This is a genomic window from Pseudomonas sp. PDM15 (assembly GCF_014851565.1).
Taxonomy (GTDB): domain Bacteria; phylum Pseudomonadota; class Gammaproteobacteria; order Pseudomonadales; family Pseudomonadaceae; genus Aquipseudomonas.
Window position 1 is genome coordinate 657,194 of sequence record NZ_JACVAA010000004.1, and the last position, 19,510, is coordinate 676,703.

The following is a 19,510-nucleotide window of genomic DNA, read 5'->3' on the forward strand; positions in this document are numbered from 1 at the left end:
TGACGAAAGGTCACGGGGTTGGGGGAAGGTTGAGCTGGTGTTCGATCTCTAGCTTGAGGTATTTCACCCAGCGATTGTAGGTGCGGTGAATCTTGCCGTTCTTGTACTCCAGGCCCTGGCTGCCGCGATAGCGGATGAAGATATCGCGCGGGTTGTAGTCGATGGTGATGGCCGCCTGGTGGCGCTCGCGCACCAGGATATCGGCCTGCACGCGGCCCGGCTGGACCTGGCCGACATGCCAGCGATAGGTGTTCAGGGCATTGAGAATGGCCTGCTCGATCTGCGGATCGCTGATGGCCGAGCCCGGCGGCAGCTCGATGGTCGGCGTGTCGACGGGCTGCAGCGTGCTGCAGGCGGCCAGGCCGGAGACGATCAGGCCGAGCAGGAGGGTGCGCAGTAGTGCGGGCATGGGGGACTTCCTTGTGTCTGCGCTCAGTTCCAGCGCTTGAAGATCAGCGAGGTATTCACCCCGCCGAAGGCGAAGTTGTTGTTCATCACGTACTGGTGGCTCATCTGGCGGAACTCGCCGCGCAGGTAGTCCAGCTCGCCGCATTCCGGGTCCACGTTGTCCAGGTTCAGCGTGTGGACATAGCTGTCGCTGTTCATCATCTCGATGCTGAACCAGGACTCCAGCGCGCCGCAGGCGCCCAGGGTGTGGCCGAAGAAGCTCTTCTGCGAGCTGATCGGCATCTGCGGGCCGAACAGGCTGCTGGTGGCCAGGCTCTCGGCCACGTCGCCCTGGGCGGTGGCGGTGCCGTGGCCGTTGACGTAGCCGATGGCAGAGGGCGCAAGGCCCGCGTCCTCCAGGGCCAGCTCCATGGCGCCGCGCATGGTCGCCTGCTCCGGCTTGGTGGCGTGGATGCCGTCGGAGTTGCAGCCGAAGCCGACGATCTCGGCGTGGATGGTCGCACCGCGCGCCAGCGCGTGTTCCAGCTCCTCCAGCACCAGGATGCCGGCACCCTCGCCGATCACCAGGCCGTCGCGACCGGCGTCGTAGGGACGTGGCGACAGGTGCGGGGTTTCGTTCTTCAGGCTGGTGGCGTACAGCGCGTCGAACACCATGGCCTCGGTCGGGCACAGCTCCTCGGCGCCGCCGGCCAGCATCATCTTCAGGCGGCCGAACTTGATCGCCTCGTAGGCATAGCCGATACCCTGGCTGCCGCTGGTGCAGGCGCTGGAGGTGGGGATCAGGCGGCCCTTGAGGCCGAAGAAGATGCTGATATTGGCCGCCGTGGTGTGCGGCATCATGCGGATATAGGAGTTGGCGTTAAGGCCATCGGCGACCGAGTTGAGCAGCATATTGCCGAATGCCTTGATCTCGTCGGTGCTGCCGGTGGACGAGCCGCAAGCCACGCCCATACGGCCATCGGCGATGCATGGGGCGCCGAGCAGGCCGGCGTGCTCCAGGGCGCGCTCGGCGGCGTATACCGCCAGTTTGGAAACCCGGCCCATGCTGCGGGTCTGCTTGCGCGTCCAGTGCTTGGGCTGGACGAAATCGTCCACCGGACCACCCAGGCGGGTGTTCAACTCGGTGAAGCGATCCCACTCGTCCATGCGGCGGATGCCGCTGCGGCCTTCCTTGAAGGCGGCCGAGATGGTCGGCCAGTCGCTGCCCAGCGAGGTGATACCGGCCATGCCGGTGACGACTACACGTTTCATCAGCACAAACCACCGTTCACCGCGAGGACCTGGCGGGTAATGTACGCTGCCTCCTCGGACATCAGGAAATTCACTGCCCCGGCCACTTCTTCGGGCGTGCCCATGCGCGCGGCCGGAATCATCTTGAGAATCTCGTCCACCGGCACCTGCTCGTCGAGGATCTCGGTGTCGATCAGTCCCGGCGCCACGCAATTGACCGTGATCTTGCGCTTGCCCAGCTCGATGGCCAGGGCTTTGGCGGCGCCGATCACGCCGGCCTTGGAGGCGCTGTAGTTGACCTGGCCGCGGTTGCCGATCAGCCCGGAGACCGAGGTGATGCAGACGATGCGCCCGGCCTTGCGGCGGCGAATCATCGGCATGGTCAGCGGGTGCAGCACGTTATAGAAACCGTCCAGGTTGGTGCGCAGCACCTGGTCCCAGTCCTCGTCGGTCAGCGCCGGGAAGGCGCCGTCGCGGGTCAGGCCGGCGTTGCACACCACGCCGTAGTAAGCACCGTGCTGCTCGACGTCGGCCTCCAGCGCCGCGCGGCAGGCGGCGCGGTCGGACACGTCGAACTGCAGGATGCGCGCCTGCTGGCCGAGCTCGGCGATCTGCGCCTGCACAGCCTCGGCCTCATCGCGACGCGAGCGGCAGTGCAGGACGATGTCGTAACCGGAGCGGGCCAGGCGCAGGGCGATGGACCTGCCGATGCCGCGGCTGGAGCCGGTGACCAGAATGGTTTCAGTCATTGCGATTGCTCTTGTAGATAGCTCGCCACTTCCGGCGGGCGGAACACATTGAGGCGCGCCTCGGCATGGATATCGGGGCCATCCAGATGGCACTCGAACACGCCCATGCCATTGTCGTCCTGCAGCGAGCGCAGGGCCTTGATGCGCAGCTCGGCACCGACCGGGAAGCGCTCGACGTTGCACTCGAACTTGCGGGTGCCGAGGAGGAAGCCAAGCTCCACCGGCAGGCCGGCCTGGCGCGCCTGGCAGCCGGCGTAGGCGGCCACGCTCTGCGCCATCAGCTCGATGCCGACCCAGGCCGGCAGGCTGCCGTCGGCCTGGTTGAACAGGCCGCCGGGGCGCACGGTGAGACGGGTCTCGATGTCTTCGTCACCGAAGCTGACGACTTCGTCGATCAGGATCATGTCGCCGGCGTGCGGCACCAGCTCGGCGATCGGCCACAGGCTCATGGCGCATCCCCCACGATCAGCGCGACGTTATTGCCGCCGAAGGCGAAGGAGTTGCTCATCAGTCGGCGGCCACTGCTGCGCGCCAGTTGATCACCGGCGCTTACCAGCTGCAGCGGCTCCAGCGCCGGATCAGTCTGACCATCCCACAGGTGTGGCGGCAGCAGGCCGTCGCGGTTGTGCTCGCTTAAGACGAGCCAGCAGAAGGCCGCCTCCAGTGCGCCGGCGGCGCCCAGAGTATGGCCGGTCAGCGGCTTGCTCGACGAGCAGGGCACGCCGGCGGGGAACAGGCCGCGCACGGCCTGGCTCTCCATGGCGTCGTTGTGCGCCGTGGCGGTGCCGTGCAGGTTCAGGTAGTCGATATCGCTGGGCTGCAGGCCGGCGCTGGCCAGAGCCTTGTCCATCGCCGCGCGGGCGCCGCGGCCCTCGGGGTGCGGCGCGGAAATATGGTGCGCGTCGGAGGTGGCGCCGCCGCCGAGGAAGGCGATCGGGCTGCTCTCGCGGGTCATGAGGAACAGTGCGGCGCCCTCGCCGATATTGATGCCGTGGCGGTTCACCGAGAACGGATTGCACCGCTCGGCGGACACCGCTTCCAGCGCCGAGAAGCCGTTCAGGGTCAGGCGGCACAGGCTGTCCACGCCGCCGCAGATCACCGCGTCACACAGGCCTTGTTGCAGCAGGCGATGGGCGCTGAGCAGGGCGCGCGCGCTGGAAGTGCAGGCGGTGGACTGGCAGTACACCGGGCCGGCCAACTGCAGCCAGTCGGCGAGGAAGGTGGCCGGCGCGGCCATCTCCTGCTGGGCGTAGTCGTACTCGGTGGGCAGCTCGCCCTCGTGGAGGAAGCGGGCGATTCCGTCGCTGGCCTCGCGGATGCCCGAGGTGCTGGTACCCAGCACCAGGCCGACGCGAGCGGCGCCGTAGCGGGCTATGGCGGCCCGTAGCTCTGGTTCGATCTGCTGAGCGGCGGCCAGCAGCAGCTGGTTGTTGCGGCTATGGGCGGCCTCGAAGCCGGCGGGCATGGCCGGCAGGGCACTGTGTACGGCGCCGACGGTGAGGCGGCGGCCGGTGACCCAGCCGTCCTCGGCGCGCATGCCGGAGGCATCGCCGGCCAGCAGCGCGTCGGCCACCGCCTGCTTGCCTTCGCCCAGGGCGCACAGCAGGCCGAGGGCATTCAAATAGCTGGGCATGGGCGCGCCGGGCATTGTAGAGCGGGGCATCAGTTGCCTTCTTCTTGGTTCAGCGCGCGCACCCGATAGCTCAGCTGCGGTGCGGCGAGGGTGAAGTCCAGTGCGGAACGGTAGCGGATTAGCCAGTCCGGGTTAAGCCGGCGCTGACCATCGGTGCCACGCTGCCAGCTGCCCTCGGGATAGGCGGTCAGCGCGTTATCGGCGGTGAGGGCGAACAGCAGGGCGGCGAACAGCTCGCGGGCCTCGGCATTCGGTGGCAGCAGGCCGTCGTTGCGCCACTCGCCATGCTCCAGCAGCTGGCGCGCCAGCGGAACGCCGAGCGGGTCGAACAACGACCAGCGCAGGGCCCGGCCTTCGGCCTGGATCACCAGCAGCCAGTCGCGCCGCTCGGAGTTCTGCGTGCGTTCGATCTGCAGGCTGATGGGCAGCCCGGTGGTCAATTCAGGGCTGCTCGCCGGCACGGGCGTGTGCCCGGCGCAGGCGCCGAGCAGCAGGGTCAGGGCAAGCAGCAGAACACGGCTCAGCACGGCTTGCGTGCCACCGCGTTGACCAGGGTCTCGTCGCGCTGGCCGAACGGCTTGGCCTTCATGATGCCCCAGCGCTCGAGCAGGCCGAAGTCCTTGGAACGGCTCCACCACAGGTAGGGGTATGAGACGTTGCGTTCCTCGAACTGAAAGCCCTGCTGGCGCAGCATGCCCAGGTATTGCTCGGCGCTCTTCTGCACGTGCATCGGGTGGCGGAACAGCCAGCGGATCACCCAGGTGTCGATATAGAACTTGGTCGACTCGGCGAACAGCAGCAGGCCGCCCGGTTTCAGCACCCGCCAGAACTCGGCCAGGGCCTGCTCCTGTTCGACCAGGTGGTGGAAGGTCTGGTGGCAGAACAAGATGTCGACGCAGGCGTCGGGCAGGTCGATGGCCGCACAGTCGCTGGCGATCAGCTGTACGTCGAGGCCCAGGCGCTCGGCCTCGGCGTGCGAGCAGTCGAGGCTGTGCGGGTCGGCATCCAGGCCGATCATGCGCGCCGGGGCGAAGGCCTCGTTGAGCAGGCCGAACGAGCGGCCCTGGCCGCAGCCGGCGTCGAGCAGCACCGGTGCTTGCGGCAGCGGTGCATCGATCAGGCGCTTGAGGTCGTTGATCGCCACGCGCAGCACATGGTGCTGCCAGACGTGGCTCTGCAGGAACCAGAAGCCGAAGCGGGTTTCCTCGACGTAGGTGGCGGCGGCGCGTTCCATCGACAAATGCTCCTTATCAGCCCATCGCGCAGAGTTCGGCGAGCACACCCAGACGGCGCTTGGGCTCGGCGACATAGGGGTTCTTCTCGTCCCAGGCGTAGCCGGCGAGGATCGAGCAGATCATGCGGCGGATCTCCGGCGAGGCCTTCTCGTAGAAGATCACGTCCTGGAAGCTGCCATCGTACCAACCCTGCACATACACGCGGAACGTATCCACGCCGCGCTTGAGCGGGATGGCGAACTGGTTTTCCCAGTCGATCTGTTCGCCACTGAGTTGGCGATGCAGCAGGCCGGCGGCCATGCTCGCCGAACGCATGGCGATGGTCACGCCGGAGCTGAACACCGGGTCGAGGAATTCGGCGGCATTGCCCAGCAGGGCGAAGCCCGGGCCGTGCAGGCTCTTGACGTTGGCCGAGTAGCCGCCGATGGCGCGCGCCGGGGTGTCCCACACGGCGTTCTCCAGGACCTTGGCCAGGCTCGGGGTTTCCGCGACAAACTGCTTGAGGCAGGCGTCGAGGTCCTTCGGGTAGCCCTCGTAGTGCTCGGCGGCGGAGACCACACCCAGCGAGCAGCGGCCGTTGCTGAACGGAATGGTCCAGAACCACACGTCGCGCAGGGTCGGATGCGTGGTGATCAGGATCTTCTCGCGGTCGAAGCCGGAGGCCGGGTCGATGCGGTCCTCGATATGGGTGAACACCGCCTGGCGGATCGGGAAGGACGACGGCGTGTCGAGGTCGAGCAAGCGCGGCAGCACGCGACCGTAGCCGCTGCCGTCGAGGACGAAGGCGCACTCCACTTCGTACTCGTGGCCGTCGGCCAGGCGGCGCACCGACAGGCGCGGGCAATCACCGTTGAAGTCGGCGGCGAAGATCTCTTCCTCGTAGCGGATCTCCACGCCCTGCAGCTCGGCCTGGTCGGCCAGCAGCTTGTCGAAGTCGGCGCGGATCACCTGGTAGGTCGAGCCCTGGCCTTCGGTGAATTTGTCGCGGAAGTCGAACTCGGTGTAGCGCTCGCCCCAGGCGAAGGCCGCGCCATGCTTGGTCTGGAAACCGGCGGCCTGGACCGCTTCGAGCATGCCGGCCTCCTCGACGAAGTCCAGGCAGTGCGACAGCAGGCTCTCGCCGATGGAGAAGCGCGGGAAACGCTGACGCTCCAGTACCAGCACATCGTGGCCGTGACGCTTGAGGATGGCGGCGGCGATGGCGCCGGAGGGGCCGGCGCCGATGACGACGATCTGACGCTGTTCGACTTCAGGAGACTTCATAACGGCTTCTCGCTTGATTGTTGTTGGCATGCTTGCCGAGCAGGGCCGGCAGCAGGGTGGAGAACAGGCTCATCAGCAGCAGACCGAAGTAGATCAGCGAATCGATCAGCTGCAGCTGCAGGAGCAGATTGAGGAAGACGATTTCGGTGAGGCCGCGGATGTTCAGCAGCAGGCTCTCGCGCCACTTCACCCGCGCCGCGGCGCTCGGGTCGGCCCAGTGCAGACCGAGCCAGCTGCCGAGCACTTTGCTCAGCACCGGCAGCGCCAGCAGGATAGCGATGACCAGCCATGAGTAGTCTTGACCTATGCCATGGAAGTCCACGCGCAGCACACCGAAAGTCAGGATCAGCGGTACGGCCAGGCCGTTCATCAGCAGCTTCCAGTGGCGTTCCGGCAGCGGCAGTACGAAGGGCTGCTTGAGCCAGGCCAGGCACAGCATATAGGCGATGCCGAAGACCAAGGCGTTGAGCCCCAGTTGCTGGAACAGCAGCATCAGGGCGAAGAACGGCAGGCTGTAGAACAGTGGATGGCGCAGCTTGAGCAGACGCAACACCAACGGCAGGGCGGCGGCCAGCAGCGGCCACAGTAAGGCAGCCGGGTGGCTGCTGCCCTGGGCCAGGCCGAACAGGCTCCAGCACAGGAAGTCCATGAGGATCGCCGCGTGCAGCAGGCGCTTGGTGTCCGCCGCCGGGTAGCCGATGCTCTGCAGGAACAGGTAGAGCACCGGGATGGCGGTGATCGAGAACAGCAGGCCGATGCCCACCGAACTCAGCCAGCCGCGCTCGCCGGGCAGCAGCCAGAGCGAGCAGGCCAGGCCGGCGAGCATCGGCACCAGGAAGCTGGGCAGGGCGATCTTCACGCAGGCCGGGCTCAGGTCCAGGTCGATCACGTCGCTGAGGATGTAGCCCAGCAGCAGGGCGAAGCACAGGCCGTAGGCCAGGCTCAGCCAGGTCGGCGCCAGCAGATCCTGTGCGCTCAGCTGCCAGTGCGGCTCGACCCACAACAGCAGCAGGGCGGGAATGGCAATGGCCGCCACCAGCAACTGGCCGACGATGGGGATCAACCGGCGCCCGCCGATGATCGCCACCAGGGCATAGATCGCCAGGGCCAGCAGCCAGAATCCGAGCACGGTCACGCAACAACCTCCTTGTGCGGCCGTGTGGCGGCCCAGGGTGAAAGCAGGAAACAGAACAGCAGGCCAAGGCTGATGGCCAGGCCGAAGTTGGCGATGGCGGGAGTCTGGCTGATCAGCAGCAGGCCGAACGACATCCACGCGGTGAGCGCCGAGAGCAGGGTGCCGAGCAGGCTCACCGCCGGCCCGCCGATGTTCTCGCGCATGAGGATGGCGTAGTCGACGCCGATGGCGGTGATCAGCAGCAGGCCGAACAGGCTGAACAGGGTCAGCGGCTGGCCCAGCCAGCCCAGGCAGGCCAGCGCTGCCAGGGCCGAGAGCAGCGGCAGGCAGATCACCCGCAGCGCGCCGCCGAGGCCGAAGGGCAGGCACAGCAGCAGCAGGATGGCGGCGCTGGAGATCAGCTTGAGTTCGGCGGCGCTGAGCTGGGTGGCGGCGAACAGCTGGTTCAGCTCGCCCAGGCGATCGATCAGCTGCACACCTTCCAGACCCTCGGCCGTTTGCTGCAGCAGGGCGCTGTCATTCAGGCCTTGCAGGCTGACGATGCCGGCCACGCCATGGTCATTGGCGCCCAGCCACAGCGGGCGCCAGGCCTCGCCCAACGGACCGGCCAGGGCCTGTTCCAGGCTCGGTTGCGGTGAGTGCAGCAACTCGTTCAGTTCGCCGCGCAGGGCGGCCTCGGGCAGGCCGAGGTCGAGCAGTGGTTGCCAGTGCTGTGGCAGCTTGTTCAGTGCGGTACGCAGTGGTGCCAGCTCGCTTTCGGGGGCGACCAGTTGGCTAAGGGCGCGATAGCCGCGCAGATGGCCAGCAGCGATGGCGGCGTCCAGGCGCTGACTGAGTTCGGCCTGGCGCTGCAGCAACTGTTGTTCGTCGGCGCCGCGTACCAGGAAGAACTGGCTGGTGGGCTGCTGGCCGGTCAGCTCGGCGATGCGCCGGGCCTCGCTCATCAGCGTCGGCTCCTGGCCCAGCCACTGGCGCAGATCGTTCTGCGGCGTCAGCTGCCACAGGCCGCCGGCGCAGAAGGCCAGCAGCGCGAGCAGCAACGGCCAGCTGCCGGTGCGCGCCAGCAACCTCTCGCGGTGCTGCACCAGGTGCTCGGCGGCGCGGCGCAGGCTGGATGGAGGCGCCAGGCGCAGGTTGTTCAGCCAGGCCGGTAGCAGGCACACCGAGCACAGGTAGGCGCCGATCAGGCCGGCGGCGGAGAACAGGGCGATCTGGGTCAGCGCCGGGAACGGCGTGAAGGCGAGCGCCACATAGCCGGCGAGGTTGGTGCCCAGGCTCAGGCTCAGGCCCGGCAGGGTCTCACGCAGGGCGGCCCAGCTCGACCACTGACCGTCGCCCCAGCTCTTGCTCAGGTAGTGCTGCGGGTAGTCGGCGGCGACGCCGACCAGGCTGGCGCCGAGCACCAGGGTCAGCGCGTTGATCTGGCCGAATACCAGCACGCAGGCGGTGCAGCCGGCCAGCAGCGCCACGCCCATCGGCAACAGGCTGACCAGCACGCGTGGGCGGCGGAAGGCCAGCAGCAACAGCAGCAGGGTGCCGAGGGTGGCGCCGCCGCCGATCAGGGCGATCTCGCGGGTGGCCTTGGCCTGGCCGGCTGCCGCGTGCAGGGCGCCACCTGCCGCCAGCAGCTGGCCGCCTTTGGCAGTCACGTGCTGGCGCAGTTCGGCGACGGCGGCGGCGATCTGCGGCGGCGCCTGCATGTCGAAGGCGTCGCCGCGGGTGCGCAGGCGCAGCAGCGCCCAGGTGGTGCCGTCATGCAGCAGCAGCAGGGCGCCGCTGCCGAGGTCGGCCTGGATGCGGCTACCGGGGTTGAGCGTCTGCTGGGCACGCAGGCCCAGGCCGAGCCAGTCCTGCTCGGTGGGCAGCAGACCGAAGCCGGCGAAGGTGTCGAACAGCTGCTGGGCGCGCTGCTCGATGAAGGCATTCGGCTGCTCGATCAGCAGCTGGCGGTCCGCCGGCGCCAGCAGGGCCAGACGTTCGCCGCGCAACTGCTGGCGGATGGCGTCGAGATCGGCCTGCAGGCTCCACTGCACCTTGTCGAAGCGGCCGCTGGCCTGCCACTGCTCGCCGGCCTGCTGCACCAGTTCGATGGCGCGCTCGCGCTGCGGGTGGCCGATAAGGATCAGCAGCTCGCGCGACAGCGGCTCCTGCATGCGCTGCTCGGCCTGCTGCACCAGCGCGTCGCCGGCGCCCTTGGGCAGCAGGGCAAGCATGCTGGCCTGCACCGGCGGGCCGTCGCGCCATTGCCAGGCGGCCAGCGCCAGCAGGGCCAGGAGCAGGGCGCCGAACAGGCGCGGCAGCAGGCGTTGGGCGCTAGTGGACAAGGTCGGCGCGCTCCTGCTCGCTCAACGCGTCGCCAGCCTTGCTCTGCGGCATCTTCAGGACGGTGCGGTCGCCCTGGGTTTCGATCAGTTCGATGCGCTCGACCAGCGCGCCGCCGTCGATGCGGATGGCGCTGAAGATCTGTTTGAGCAGCAGCGAATGCGGGGTGAGTTGGAGCTGCCAGGCGTTGTGTTCGCCACTTAGCTTGAGCTCGAAGTCGCGCTCCAGGCCCGAGCGGTCGCCCTTGAGCACGGCGAGAAACAGCCGACTCTGCTGGGCGGCTACATCCTGGCCCGGCTGCTGTTGCCAGCCATCGGCAGTGCGCCGGGCGATGCCGCTGTCGTCGATGCGGTAGTCCTGCTTCAGCGGCTTCTGCAGCAGCCAGAGCAGGCCGTGCTCGCGGGACAGGGTGAACTGGCCCTGGCTGGTCAGCGGCGTGGGCAGGGCGCGCAGGTGCTTCTCCTGCACGAACGGGCCGCGCACCACCGTGGGCTTGGCCAGCTGGGCGCTGAGCTCGGCCAGGTCGAAGGCGTGGGCGTATGGGCTGCTGAGCAGGAGCAACATGCTCGTAGCTTTGATTAATTGGCTGATTGCTGAGCTGGCCTGGTTGGAGGGTTTCGCCCCCCCGGGCGAGTCACTTTCTTCTTGCTTGCCCAAGAAGAAAGTAACCAAAGAAGAAGGGCCCCCCGGCATGCGGGTCTCGCTGCGCTCGACTTCCCTCGCTCCGGCACTGCTCCGGGGGCCGTCACGAAGGGACATCCCGCCTGGGCGGCCCCGTCCTTCGTGACTCGCTCGGCGTCCTGCCTCGCGTCCCCCTACGCAGTGCCTACGCTCGGCCTCCTGACGGGGAGTCGGCGCGCCTGATTCTTCGTCGTTCAGGCTCGGCTGGTGCGCTGTTTGTAGGAGCGAGCTTTGCTCGCGCATGGGCATTCCCTCACCCCCGCCCTCTCCCGGAGGGAGAGGGGGTTGTCCGCGCAGGACTAGAGGTTGATGCCAGCTATTCGCTGCTGATTGGGAAAAGGGGATTGGGCCGGGATACGGGGTCCCCTCAGAAGGCCGAGTGGAATCCCTGCGGAAGGGGTTGAGCGGCATGGATGCCGCGAGAGGCGCGATGGGCCAGGGATGGCCCTTCGCGACGTGCCCCTGGAGCAGGGATGGAAGGAGGGAAGTCGAGCGCAGCGAGACCCGGATGTGGGGCGCGCTTTCTCTTTGGTTACTTTCTCTTTGCGCGCGCAAAGAGAAAGTGACTCGCCCGGCGGGGCGAAACAGAGCGTTCATACAACGCAGGAAACCAGCCGGGCTCAACAAGCTCACGCCAGCACCCTCTCCACGGCTTCCACAAACACACGAGGCGATGCCAGCAGCATCTCGCGAGTCGCAATCTCCACCGCCACCTGCACGCTGCTGCCACGGGTCATGCGCTCGCCGGTGGCTATATCGGTGATCAGGTAGTTGATCTTCAGTCGGTTCTCCCACTCCACCAGATCGGCGCGCACCTTGATGCGCTGGCCGAACTGGGCGCCACGGATGTAGCGGACCTGCAGGTCGATGATCGGCCATGCATAGCCGGCATCGCGCATCTGCCGGTAGTTGTGGCCGAGCTTGTCGAGCAGGGCGCAGCGCGCTTCCTCGAAGTATTTGACGTAGTGGCCGTGCCAGACCACTTCCATCATGTCGACGTCGAAGAACGGAACGAGGATTTCAACGTCCGCCTGCAGCACGCCTTCCTTACGCATACAGCCCCCAGTGGCGGCTGCGGATGCGCGCCAGGCACAGGCGCAGCTCGCCTTCCAGGGCGCGATCCTCGATCACTGGCGGGAAGTCCGCCGCCAGCTGTTCACGCATGGCCGCCAGCGGCGCGGGGATGTCGGTCTTGCCGGCGCGCTCGCGCAGCCATACGCCCTGGTTGGCGGCCAGCAGGGTGGCGGCGGCGACCTGTTCGGTCAGCTCCAGGCTGCGCAGGGCGTCGCGCGCGGCGATGGTGCCCATGCTCACCTTGTCCTGGTTGTGGCATTCGGTGGAGCGCGAGAACACGCTGGCCGGCATGGTGTTTTTCAGCGCTTCGGCGGTCCAGGCGCTGGTGCCGATCTGCACGGCCTTGAAGCCGTGGTTGATCATCGCGGTTTCCGCCGGCGCGCCTGACAGGTTGCTCGGCAGACCGTGGTTGTAACGGGTGTCGACCAGCAGGGCGAGCTGGCGGTCGAGCAGGTCGGCGACGTTGCCGACCAGATTCTTCAGGCTGTCCATGGCGAAGGCAATGTGCCCGCCGTAGAAGTGCCCGCCGTGCAGGGTGCGCTCGGTCTCGGCGTCGAACAGCGGGTTGTCGTTGGCGCTGTTCAGTTCGATCTCGATGAACTGGCGGAGCAGGCCCAGGCTGTCGGCCAGCACGCCGAGCACATGCGGTGCGCAGCGCAGCGAGTAGCGGTCCTGCAGGCGGTGCAGCGGCGGCAGCGGCTCGGCCACGGCCAGGTCCTGGCGCAGCCAGGCGGCGACCTGGGTCTGGCCCGGGTGCGGCTTGGCGGCGAACAGGCGCTCGTCGAAGTGTTCCGGGTTGCCCTCCAGCGCCACCACGTTGAGCGCGGTAATGCGCGTGGCTAGTTGCAGCAAGTAGTCGGCGCGCGAATAGGCCAGGCAGGCCAGGGCGGTCATCACTGCGGTGCCGTTCATCAGCGCCAGCGCTTCCTTCGGGCGCAGGGTCAGCGGGGTCCAGCCGAGTTCCTTGTGCACGTCGGCGGCGCTACGGCGTTCGCCCTTGTACATCATCTCGCGCTCACCGCTGAGGGTGGCGGCGACGTAGGACAGCGGGGTCAAGTCGCCACTGGCGCCGACCGAGCCTTCTTCCGGGATCAGCGGCAGCACATCGTGTTCGAGGAAGGCCTGCAGGCGTTCCAGCAGCTCCACGCGCACGCCGGACACACCGTGGCACAGCGACTGCAAGCGCGCGGCCAGCACGGCGCGGGTGCTGGCCTCGTCGAGCAGCTTGCCCAGGCCGCAGCCGTGGAAGGTGAATAGGTGCTTGGGCAGCGCCTCGACCTGGTGCAGCGGCACGGCCACCACGCAGGAGTCGCCGTAGCCGGTGGTCACGCCGTAGATCACGCCTTCCTTGTCCAGCAGGGTGTCGAGGAAGCGGGCGCCCTTGGCTATCTTCTCGCGGTAGGCGGCATCGTTCTGCAACTGGGCACGGGCGCCGCGTTGGGACAGGGCGACCACCTGCTCGATGGTGAGCTGCTGTTCGCCGAAGGTCACGTGGTCAGCCACGGCACAAGCTACTGCGCTAGTCATATCGCCCTCCGGCGGTGCTCGAAATCCTCATTTGCCGACATGCAAACTGCGGTTTCTGCGCTCCGGCGCAGGGCAATCTGACTGCGCTCGCGACGCTTGTGTCGCGGCTGGTCAAGCGGGAAGGTCGTCATTGGCGTTCCAGAACGGGTAGAAGTTGAACCATTGCAGCGGAGCGTTCAGGCAGCGTTCGCCAAGACGCTCGGCATAGCGTTGTACCCAGCCGCGTATCACCTCGTCGCGTTCCTTGCGCGTCCACTGCACGCGTTCGGCGAAGCGTTCGAGGATCACCTGGTAGCGGCCATCGATCTTCAGGCAGCTCATCAGGTTGACCGGGCATTGCAGCAATCCCGCCAGCAGCCAGGGGCCTTGCGGGAAAGCGGCCGAGTGGCCGAGGAAGTTCACGCTGACGTTGCGCCCGCCGTGCAGCGGCACGCGGTCGCCGGCGATCGCCAGCCACTCGCCGCGCTCCAGGCGCTCGGACAATTGCAGCATGATCGCCGGGTCCAGTTCGCTGACCTGGATCAGGCGCAGGTGGCTGGCGCCCGCCTCGCCGAGCAGGCGGTTGAACTGCTCGGCGTGCTTGGTGTGTACCAGCACGTTCATCTGCACCTTCTCGCCCAGCTCGGCCAGGGCGCGGCACACCTCGAGGTTGCCCAGGTGGGCGCCGACCAGCATCTGTCCGCGCGGCTCGCTGTGCAGGCTCTGGCGGATGCCGTCGGGGTCGACCAGGGTGATCTGCTCCAGGCCGAGGCGGCCATTCCACACGTCGAGCTTGTCCAGCAGGGCGTCGGCGAAGGCCATGAATTGGGCGAATACCGAGCCGAAACGCGGCGCCAGCTCGCTGCGCCCGCTCCAGCTGGCCAGGTTGCGCTGATACTGGCGGATGCTGCGCCGCGCCTGGCGACCGAACAGGAAGAAGTACAGGACGATGGCGTACAGCAGCGGCGTCAGCGCGCGGCGGCCGAGCAGGCGCACGGCGCCGGCGGTGAATTTCATCAGCAGAAAGTGGCCGCGCTCGCGCTGGCCGGCCCAGTGTTCGGCCTTCTGCCCGTTCATCCGCGCCACCTGCGCCAGAGGATCAGCGGCGCGCGCAGCAACATGCCGAAGAACAGCTTGGCGTGCATCTTCGAGATCAGCGCGTTGTCGTGCAGCAGGCGGAAGTGCGACAGGCCATCCAGGGGGTAGTGCACCTTGGTCGGCAGCCACTGCATCGGCTGGTTGCGCCAGGCCAGGCGCACCAGGATCTCCGGGTCGAAGTCCATGCGCTTGCCCAGGTTGCTGCTATCGAGCAGCGCTACCGTGGCCGGTAGCGGGTAGACGCGGAAGCCGCACATGGCATCGCGGATCGACAGCGACAGGCTGTTGATCCACACCCACACGTGTGTCAGGTAGCGTGCGTATAGGCGGCCCTTCGGCACGCTGGCGTCATACTGCGGGTAGCCGCAGACCAGCGCCTGCGGATGCGCGCGGGAGGTGCCGAGAAAGGTGGCGATATCGGCCAGATCGTGCTGGCCGTCGGCGTCCACCTGCAGTGCGTGGGAGAAGCCTAGGCGCTGTGCCTCGCGCAGGCCGGCCATGACCGCGCCGCCCTTGCCCTGGTTCACCGGCAGGCGAACCAGGTAGGTGTTTTCCTGTTGAGCCAACTGATTCATCACTGCCGCGCACGCTGCGCTGGAGGCATCGTCGACCAGCACGCAGGGCAGGCCGGCTTCGTGCAGCGCGGCGACCACCACGGGCAGGGCGTGCTCGTGGTTGTAGACCGGGATCACGGCGCAGGGCTTATGCATAGGAGGATTCCCAGCAACGCAGCGTAGGGTGGGCAACGCCGGAGGCTTGCCCACCCTGATGGATGGCTACGGCCATCCACCCTACGCAGGGGATGCCTGATGTCCCCACTTTCATTGAACTGCTCCCAGCAGAATCCGCCCGGACGAGCACGGCGCCTCGCCATTGCGGTAGGCGAAGTACAGCTTGCCACGCTCGGCGTCGAAACGCAGGCTCAGCTGGATGCGGTCGCCGGGGCGGACCAACTGCTGGAACTTGAGCACTTCCATGCCGCAGAAACGCGGCGGCAGCTCGGCGATCAGCTGGCGGGCCAGGCGCTGGGCCCAGTCGATCTGCACCACGCCGGGCAGCACCGGGGTCTGCGGGAAGTGGCCGGTGAAATGGGCCAGGTCGGGCGGCACGTCCAGTTCCAGCTGCCACTCGCCGTCGACCAGCTCGGCCTTGCGCGGCTCGACGCAAGTCGGGCGCGGCGCGGCGACCAGTTCGTCGACCTTGCTCTGCGCCAGCTTGCCCTGGCTGCTGTAGTGCAGCTCCAGCAGCAAACGCCAGCGACGCGGCAGGGCGATGGCCTCGCAGTGGCCGGCCAGGTGCTTGCGCAGGGTTTCGGTGACGGTCTTGCGGCCCTGGTTGCGCAGGGCGTGCAGGCCGGCCGGGCTCAGCGCCAGCAGGGCGCCGAGGAAGGCGCGGCCTTCCTGGATCACGCCGAGGCGGGCATCGGCGACCCACTCATGATGCTGTAGCGCCTGCTCCAGCATGGGCAGGGAGATGCGCTTTTCTTCCAGCTTGACGATGCGGTCCAGGCGTCCGCGCAGGACGAAGCGACCATCGGCCTGCAGGTCGGCGGCGTCCGCGCTCTGCTCGACATGCCCGGCCGGCAGATAGGGCGAGGCGATGCGCAGGGCACCTTCTTCGTTCAGGGCCAGTTCCACGCCGGGGAATGGCTGCCACAGTTCGCCGCCCTGGCGCCAGGCGATGCCACCGGTTTCGGAGCTGCCGTAGATCTCGGTGGGCTTCTGGCCCAGCTGTTTGCCCAGCTCGGCGCAGACTTCCGCCGGCAGCGCGCCGCCGGAAGAGAACACCCGGCGCACTGCGCCCAGGGCTTTCCAGTCTAGGTTGTCGCCCATGCGTTTGAGCAGCGCCGGGCTGGCCACCCAGGCAAAGGCCGGTTGGCTCAGGCTCTCGCGCTGCAGGTCTTCGGGGAAGGGCAGGGCGCGGCGCCAGAAAGGCCGGCCGGCACACAGCGGCCACAGCACGCGGAACAGCAGGCCGTAGATATGCTGGGCGGCGACGCTGCCGAAGATGGTCGCACCGGCCAGATCGCGGCCCCACAGCTGTTCCAGGGCATCGACCTCGTTGGCCAACTGGCGCAGGGACTTGTCGATCAGCTTGGGCTCGCCGCTGGAGCCGGAGGTGCACAGGGTCAGGCGGCAGGTATCGAGGTCGAGCGCCGCGGCCGGTAGTGCCTCGCCATCCAGATCGCCGAGCGAATCTAGCCATAGATCGGTCTGCTCGGCGAGGCGCTGGCGGCTCTGTGCCTGGGCATCGGCCGGCAGCAGCACGGCGACACCGGCACGCCAGGCGCCGAGCAGGGCGATGGCCAGCTCGCCGGCATCTTCCAGGTACAGCGCCACGCGCTGCACGCCTCGCGCTTGCAGTGCTCCGGCCAGGCGCAGAGAGCGCTCATGCAACTGGGCATGGTCGAGCGCCGGTTCCAGCGCCACGGCGCGGCCGGCCAGGGGTTGCAGCAGCTGCTCGGCGAGTCCCAGCCAGCTCATCCATCTCTCCTTACCCGCTGGCGGATCAACCACTCAGCGGCAAACAACAGGCCCATCAGGGCATAGGCGATCAGCCCGGTGTAGAGCATCCACCAGTTCAGCGGTGACCACAGGGTCAGGGCGCTGATCAGCAGGGCGTTGGCCAGGAAGAAGCCGGCCCAGACCAGCGTGACCTTGCGCGTGTAGCGCACCGCGTGTTCCGGCAGCTCCGGTTCGCGCAGGCGCGCCAGGCGCTCCACTACGGGCGGGCCGAACTTCAGCGACAGGCCGAACAGCACCAGCAGCATCAGGTTGAGCAGCACCGGGTACCAGCGCAGCAGCGCCGGCTCGCCGGCCAGGCCGAGCAGGGCGCAGAAGGCCAGGGCGGCGCCGGCCATCCACAGGCCACCAGGCTTGTTGCGCTGCGTCAGGACGCGCGCCAGCCACAGGCCGCCGAGCAGAGCGGCGAACAGGCGTGGCGACAGGTGCTCCATGCCGTAGTACACGGCGAAGGGATAGAGCAGGCCGGCCAACACCAGCAGTAGGCCGAACAAACGCCCCATGGCTTAGCCGGCGGCCGCTTCGGCGTTGACCACCTGATACACGGCCTCGACCACGTCACCGACGGTGCGTACGGCCTTGAACTCCTCGGCGGCGATCTTCTTGCCGGTCTGGCGCTTGATATGGTCGATCAGATCGACGGCGTCGATGCTGTCGATTTCCAGGTCTTCATACAGGTTTGCTTCGAGGGTGACGCGCTCGGCGTCCAGCTCGAACAGCTCCACCAGGGCTTCCTGCAGGGTGGCGAAAATATCTTCACGGCTTTGCATCGCTAACGTCCTCAGGCGGCCTGTTTCGCGGCGACGAAAGCCGCCAGGCTGGCCACGTTGGCGAAGTGCTGGCGGGTGTCCTTGGCTTCGGCGTCGATCTTGATGCCGAAGCGCTTCTGGATGGCCAGGCCCAGCTCCAGGGCGTCCACCGAATCCAGACCGAGGCCTTCGCCGAAAAGGGTCAGGTCGGCGGCGATGTCTTCGGCGGCCATGTCTTCCAGGCCCAGGGCCTCGATGATCAGGTGCTTGATCTCAGTTTGCAGATCGCTCATCTGTTGCGAGCTCCCTCATGAAGTGTTGATGCAGATGGTCATTGAGCTTGCGCGAGGCAATCGGCAGTGGCGCCTGCTCGGTGAATTGCCGCGGGTCGATATCCTCCCCGACCCGCAGGCGAAAATGGAAACGACGCGACGGAATGCTGTACCAGGGCTCGGCCTTGGTCAGGGTGGTGGGCGTCACGCTGATCACTACCGGGGTGACTATGCTGGCGCCGCGCACGGCGATGGCCGCCGCGCCACGGTGAAATTCCGGTACTTGCCCCGGCGTGGTGCGGGTGCCTTCGGGGAACACGATCAGGGTCTGGCCTTCCTGCAGGGCACCGGCGGCCTCATCGAGCATGTCCATGCTGCCGCTGTTGCTGATGAAGCCAGCGGCGCGGATCGGCCCGCGCATGCAGGGGTTGTCCCACAGGCTCTGCTTGACCACGCAGTTGGCGTCGCGGATGAAGGCGATCAGCACCACCACGTCGATCAGCGAGGGGTGGTTGGCGATCACCATCTGCCCCGGCCGGCCCAGGCGCTCGGCGCCCTCGACCTCGTAGGTCAGCACGCCGGTGCGGAACATGAACTGGACGAACCAGTAGAAGGTGCGGCTGACCACGGCGCGGGCGCGGGTGCGTCGGGCCAGGGCGTCTCCCGGCAGCAGGCCGAGCAGCGGGAAGACGACGACGCGCAGCAGCACGCCGCCGATGCCGAACAGCGAGAAGCTCAGCGCGGTGGCGATCAGGCGCCACCAGTAGGGCGCGGAATAGGGGCTCAGGCCCTGCTGCGAGACCAGTTCCATTGCCGGCGCTTCCAGTGGTGTTGCAGGGAATCCGCATTGCCCGAGAGGGCGCGGACCAGTTCCAGAGCATGTGGCCAGGCGCTGCGCGGGCCGGAGCCCTCGGCGAGCTGCAGCTGCCACTGCGTGCCGGGCCGCAGCAGCAGGGCCACGGCGTAGGGGAAAGGCACGTCGTCGATATAGGGGCCGTACAGCTCGGGCGGCGTTTCCTCGGCGACGATCAGCAGCACGCCGGGGGCGCCCTCTCCGAGCAGGGTGGCGGCCTCCAGCAGGGCCTGCTCCAGGCCATCGCCTTCGGCGGCCAGGGCGGTCATCTCGCTGGTGTCGCCGCGCTGGATCGACCACAGGCCGATGATCGCGTTGTGCACCGAGAGGCTGAACTGGGTGGGTGAGAGCGGCCCGTCGTGGGCAAGGTCGCTGAGAATGGCCAGGGTGCGAGGGGTCTCGCCGTGGCGCGAGGCGAACACCAGGGGCATGGGGCCGTGCTCTTCGGCCAGCGGCCAGGCGACGTGGAAGGCCATGCGCGCCAGGCGACTCAGGCGCCGGCGCTGCATGGCCGGGAGAAAGCCGACATCGGGCTGTTCGCCGCCGTCCTGCGGGGCGAAGGGGGCCTGTTGCCAGGCGTGCCAGTCGGCTGTGCTGTCCAGGCCGGGAGCCCAGGCACGCCATTGTTCGATCCTGAAGTTTGTCACGCTGAGAGCTCTTCTCGGCCCCTTCCTAGGGCGTCCTTGTCTACTGCGATCCCGCCCGCGGGAAGGGTGGCCGGGAATATGGCGAGGTGCTTGCATTATCCAGACGGTGCGCGGCCTGCGCAAATTTTGGAAC

General features: G+C 67.6%; 21 protein-coding genes. All 21 read right to left on the reverse strand.

Translation table 11 applies throughout. The annotated features are described in order from the left end of the window. Window positions 1-10: 10 nt before the first annotated feature. Complete coding sequence (locus IB232_RS14480; RefSeq protein WP_192399316.1) at window positions 11-409, reverse strand: hypothetical protein; 399 nt, start codon at window positions 407-409, stop codon at window positions 11-13. 23 nt (window positions 410-432) lie between these two features. After that, window positions 433-1,659, reverse strand: coding sequence for a beta-ketoacyl-ACP synthase (locus IB232_RS14485; RefSeq protein WP_192399317.1), 1,227 nt, complete (start codon window positions 1,657-1,659; stop codon window positions 433-435). Then, window positions 1,659-2,387: a 3-oxoacyl-ACP reductase FabG gene (gene fabG, locus IB232_RS14490; protein WP_192399318.1), complete on the reverse strand. Its 729-nt coding sequence runs from the start codon at window positions 2,385-2,387 to the stop codon at window positions 1,659-1,661. Before fabG ends, IB232_RS14485 begins: the two co-directional genes overlap by 1 nt. Beyond that, on the reverse strand, window positions 2,384-2,836 hold the full coding sequence (locus IB232_RS14495; RefSeq protein WP_192399319.1) for a hotdog family protein: 453 nt from the start codon (window positions 2,834-2,836) through the stop codon (window positions 2,384-2,386). Before IB232_RS14495 ends, fabG begins: the two co-directional genes overlap by 4 nt. Continuing rightward, window positions 2,833-4,020: a beta-ketoacyl-[acyl-carrier-protein] synthase family protein gene (locus IB232_RS14500; RefSeq protein ID WP_192399362.1), complete on the reverse strand. Its 1,188-nt coding sequence runs from the start codon at window positions 4,018-4,020 to the stop codon at window positions 2,833-2,835. Before IB232_RS14500 ends, IB232_RS14495 begins: the two co-directional genes overlap by 4 nt. A gap of 29 nt (window positions 4,021-4,049) precedes the next feature. After that, the gene (locus IB232_RS14505) at window positions 4,050-4,544 is read right to left on the reverse strand and encodes a hypothetical protein (RefSeq protein ID WP_192399363.1); all 495 of its coding nucleotides are present in this window, start codon (window positions 4,542-4,544) and stop codon (window positions 4,050-4,052) included. Continuing rightward, window positions 4,541-5,254 (reverse strand): class I SAM-dependent methyltransferase, encoded by a 714-nt coding sequence (locus tag IB232_RS14510; protein ID WP_192399320.1) that lies wholly within the window; start codon window positions 5,252-5,254, stop codon window positions 4,541-4,543. The genes IB232_RS14505 and IB232_RS14510 overlap by 4 nt, the downstream gene beginning before the upstream one ends. A gap of 16 nt (window positions 5,255-5,270) precedes the next feature. Next, entirely contained in the window at window positions 5,271-6,518 is a 1,248-nt protein-coding gene (locus IB232_RS14515; RefSeq protein WP_192399321.1) for an NAD(P)/FAD-dependent oxidoreductase, read from the reverse strand. Beyond that, complete coding sequence (locus tag IB232_RS14520) at window positions 6,505-7,653, reverse strand: sodium:proton antiporter (RefSeq protein ID WP_192399322.1); 1,149 nt, start codon at window positions 7,651-7,653, stop codon at window positions 6,505-6,507. The genes IB232_RS14515 and IB232_RS14520 overlap by 14 nt, the downstream gene beginning before the upstream one ends. Further along, on the reverse strand, window positions 7,650-9,977 hold the full coding sequence (locus tag IB232_RS14525; protein WP_192399323.1) for an MMPL family transporter: 2,328 nt from the start codon (window positions 9,975-9,977) through the stop codon (window positions 7,650-7,652). The genes IB232_RS14520 and IB232_RS14525 overlap by 4 nt, the downstream gene beginning before the upstream one ends. Beyond that, a complete protein-coding gene (locus IB232_RS14530; protein ID WP_192399324.1) occupies window positions 9,967-10,539 on the reverse strand; it encodes an outer membrane lipoprotein carrier protein LolA in 573 nt (190 codons plus the stop codon). Before IB232_RS14530 ends, IB232_RS14525 begins: the two co-directional genes overlap by 11 nt. Before the next feature lie 746 nt (window positions 10,540-11,285). Next, window positions 11,286-11,711 carry an acyl-CoA thioesterase gene (locus tag IB232_RS14535; RefSeq protein ID WP_192399325.1) on the reverse strand — a complete coding sequence of 142 codons (426 nt, stop codon included), beginning with the start codon at window positions 11,709-11,711 and terminating at the stop codon, window positions 11,286-11,288. Beyond that, window positions 11,704-13,257 carry an HAL/PAL/TAL family ammonia-lyase gene (locus IB232_RS14540; RefSeq protein WP_192399326.1) on the reverse strand — a complete coding sequence of 518 codons (1,554 nt, stop codon included), beginning with the start codon at window positions 13,255-13,257 and terminating at the stop codon, window positions 11,704-11,706. The genes IB232_RS14535 and IB232_RS14540 overlap by 8 nt, the downstream gene beginning before the upstream one ends. A 111-nt stretch (window positions 13,258-13,368) precedes the next feature. After that, complete coding sequence (locus tag IB232_RS14545; protein WP_192399327.1) at window positions 13,369-14,313, reverse strand: glycosyl transferase; 945 nt, start codon at window positions 14,311-14,313, stop codon at window positions 13,369-13,371. Continuing rightward, window positions 14,310-15,044, reverse strand: a complete 735-nt coding sequence (locus tag IB232_RS14550; protein ID WP_192399328.1) for a glycosyltransferase family 2 protein — start codon at window positions 15,042-15,044, stop codon at window positions 14,310-14,312. The genes IB232_RS14545 and IB232_RS14550 overlap by 4 nt, the downstream gene beginning before the upstream one ends. Window positions 15,045-15,155: 111 nt before the next feature. After that, a complete protein-coding gene (locus IB232_RS14555) occupies window positions 15,156-16,817 on the reverse strand; it encodes an acyl-CoA synthetase family protein (protein ID WP_192399329.1) in 1,662 nt (553 codons plus the stop codon). Next, window positions 16,814-17,359: a hypothetical protein gene (locus tag IB232_RS14560; RefSeq protein WP_192399330.1), complete on the reverse strand. Its 546-nt coding sequence runs from the start codon at window positions 17,357-17,359 to the stop codon at window positions 16,814-16,816. Before IB232_RS14560 ends, IB232_RS14555 begins: the two co-directional genes overlap by 4 nt. A gap of 3 nt (window positions 17,360-17,362) precedes the next feature. Further along, window positions 17,363-17,626 (reverse strand): acyl carrier protein, encoded by a 264-nt coding sequence (locus IB232_RS14565; protein ID WP_192399331.1) that lies wholly within the window; start codon window positions 17,624-17,626, stop codon window positions 17,363-17,365. 11 nt (window positions 17,627-17,637) lie between these two features. Then, window positions 17,638-17,898, reverse strand: coding sequence for a phosphopantetheine-binding protein (locus IB232_RS14570; RefSeq protein ID WP_021698802.1), 261 nt, complete (start codon window positions 17,896-17,898; stop codon window positions 17,638-17,640). Next, complete coding sequence (locus IB232_RS14575) at window positions 17,879-18,616, reverse strand: lysophospholipid acyltransferase family protein (protein WP_412547738.1); 738 nt, start codon at window positions 18,614-18,616, stop codon at window positions 17,879-17,881. Before IB232_RS14575 ends, IB232_RS14570 begins: the two co-directional genes overlap by 20 nt. 44 nt (window positions 18,617-18,660) lie before the next feature. Then, a complete protein-coding gene (locus IB232_RS14580) occupies window positions 18,661-19,377 on the reverse strand; it encodes a beta-ketoacyl synthase chain length factor (RefSeq protein ID WP_318652267.1) in 717 nt (238 codons plus the stop codon). Window positions 19,378-19,510 lie beyond the last annotated feature (133 nt).

Excerpts from the sequence above, each read along its gene's own strand:
- IB232_RS14535 (WP_192399325.1), bottom strand. The coding sequence starts at position 11,711 with ATGCGTAAGGAAGGCGTGCTGCAGGCGGACGTTGAAATCCTCGTTCCG.
- IB232_RS14515 (WP_192399321.1), bottom strand. The coding sequence starts at position 6,518 with ATGAAGTCTCCTGAAGTCGAACAGCGTCAGATCGTCGTCATCGGCGCC.
- IB232_RS14495 (WP_192399319.1), bottom strand. The coding sequence starts at position 2,836 with ATGAGCCTGTGGCCGATCGCCGAGCTGGTGCCGCACGCCGGCGACATG.
- IB232_RS14540 (WP_192399326.1), bottom strand. The coding sequence starts at position 13,257 with ATGACTAGCGCAGTAGCTTGTGCCGTGGCTGACCACGTGACCTTCGGC.
- IB232_RS14570 (WP_021698802.1), bottom strand. The coding sequence starts at position 17,898 with ATGAGCGATCTGCAAACTGAGATCAAGCACCTGATCATCGAGGCCCTG.
- IB232_RS14565 (WP_192399331.1), bottom strand. The coding sequence starts at position 17,626 with ATGCAAAGCCGTGAAGATATTTTCGCCACCCTGCAGGAAGCCCTGGTG.
- IB232_RS14550 (WP_192399328.1), bottom strand. The coding sequence starts at position 15,044 with ATGCATAAGCCCTGCGCCGTGATCCCGGTCTACAACCACGAGCACGCC.
- fabG (WP_192399318.1), bottom strand. The coding sequence starts at position 2,387 with ATGACTGAAACCATTCTGGTCACCGGCTCCAGCCGCGGCATCGGCAGG.
- IB232_RS14485 (WP_192399317.1), bottom strand. The coding sequence starts at position 1,659 with ATGAAACGTGTAGTCGTCACCGGCATGGCCGGTATCACCTCGCTGGGC.
- IB232_RS14480 (WP_192399316.1), bottom strand. The coding sequence starts at position 409 with ATGCCCGCACTACTGCGCACCCTCCTGCTCGGCCTGATCGTCTCCGGC.
- IB232_RS14500 (WP_192399362.1), bottom strand. The coding sequence starts at position 4,020 with ATGCCCAGCTATTTGAATGCCCTCGGCCTGCTGTGCGCCCTGGGCGAA.
- IB232_RS14530 (WP_192399324.1), bottom strand. The coding sequence starts at position 10,539 with ATGTTGCTCCTGCTCAGCAGCCCATACGCCCACGCCTTCGACCTGGCC.
- IB232_RS14545 (WP_192399327.1), bottom strand. The coding sequence starts at position 14,313 with ATGAACGGGCAGAAGGCCGAACACTGGGCCGGCCAGCGCGAGCGCGGC.
- IB232_RS14555 (WP_192399329.1), bottom strand. The coding sequence starts at position 16,817 with ATGAGCTGGCTGGGACTCGCCGAGCAGCTGCTGCAACCCCTGGCCGGC.
- IB232_RS14560 (WP_192399330.1), bottom strand. The coding sequence starts at position 17,359 with ATGGGGCGTTTGTTCGGCCTACTGCTGGTGTTGGCCGGCCTGCTCTAT.
- IB232_RS14510 (WP_192399320.1), bottom strand. The coding sequence starts at position 5,254 with ATGGAACGCGCCGCCGCCACCTACGTCGAGGAAACCCGCTTCGGCTTC.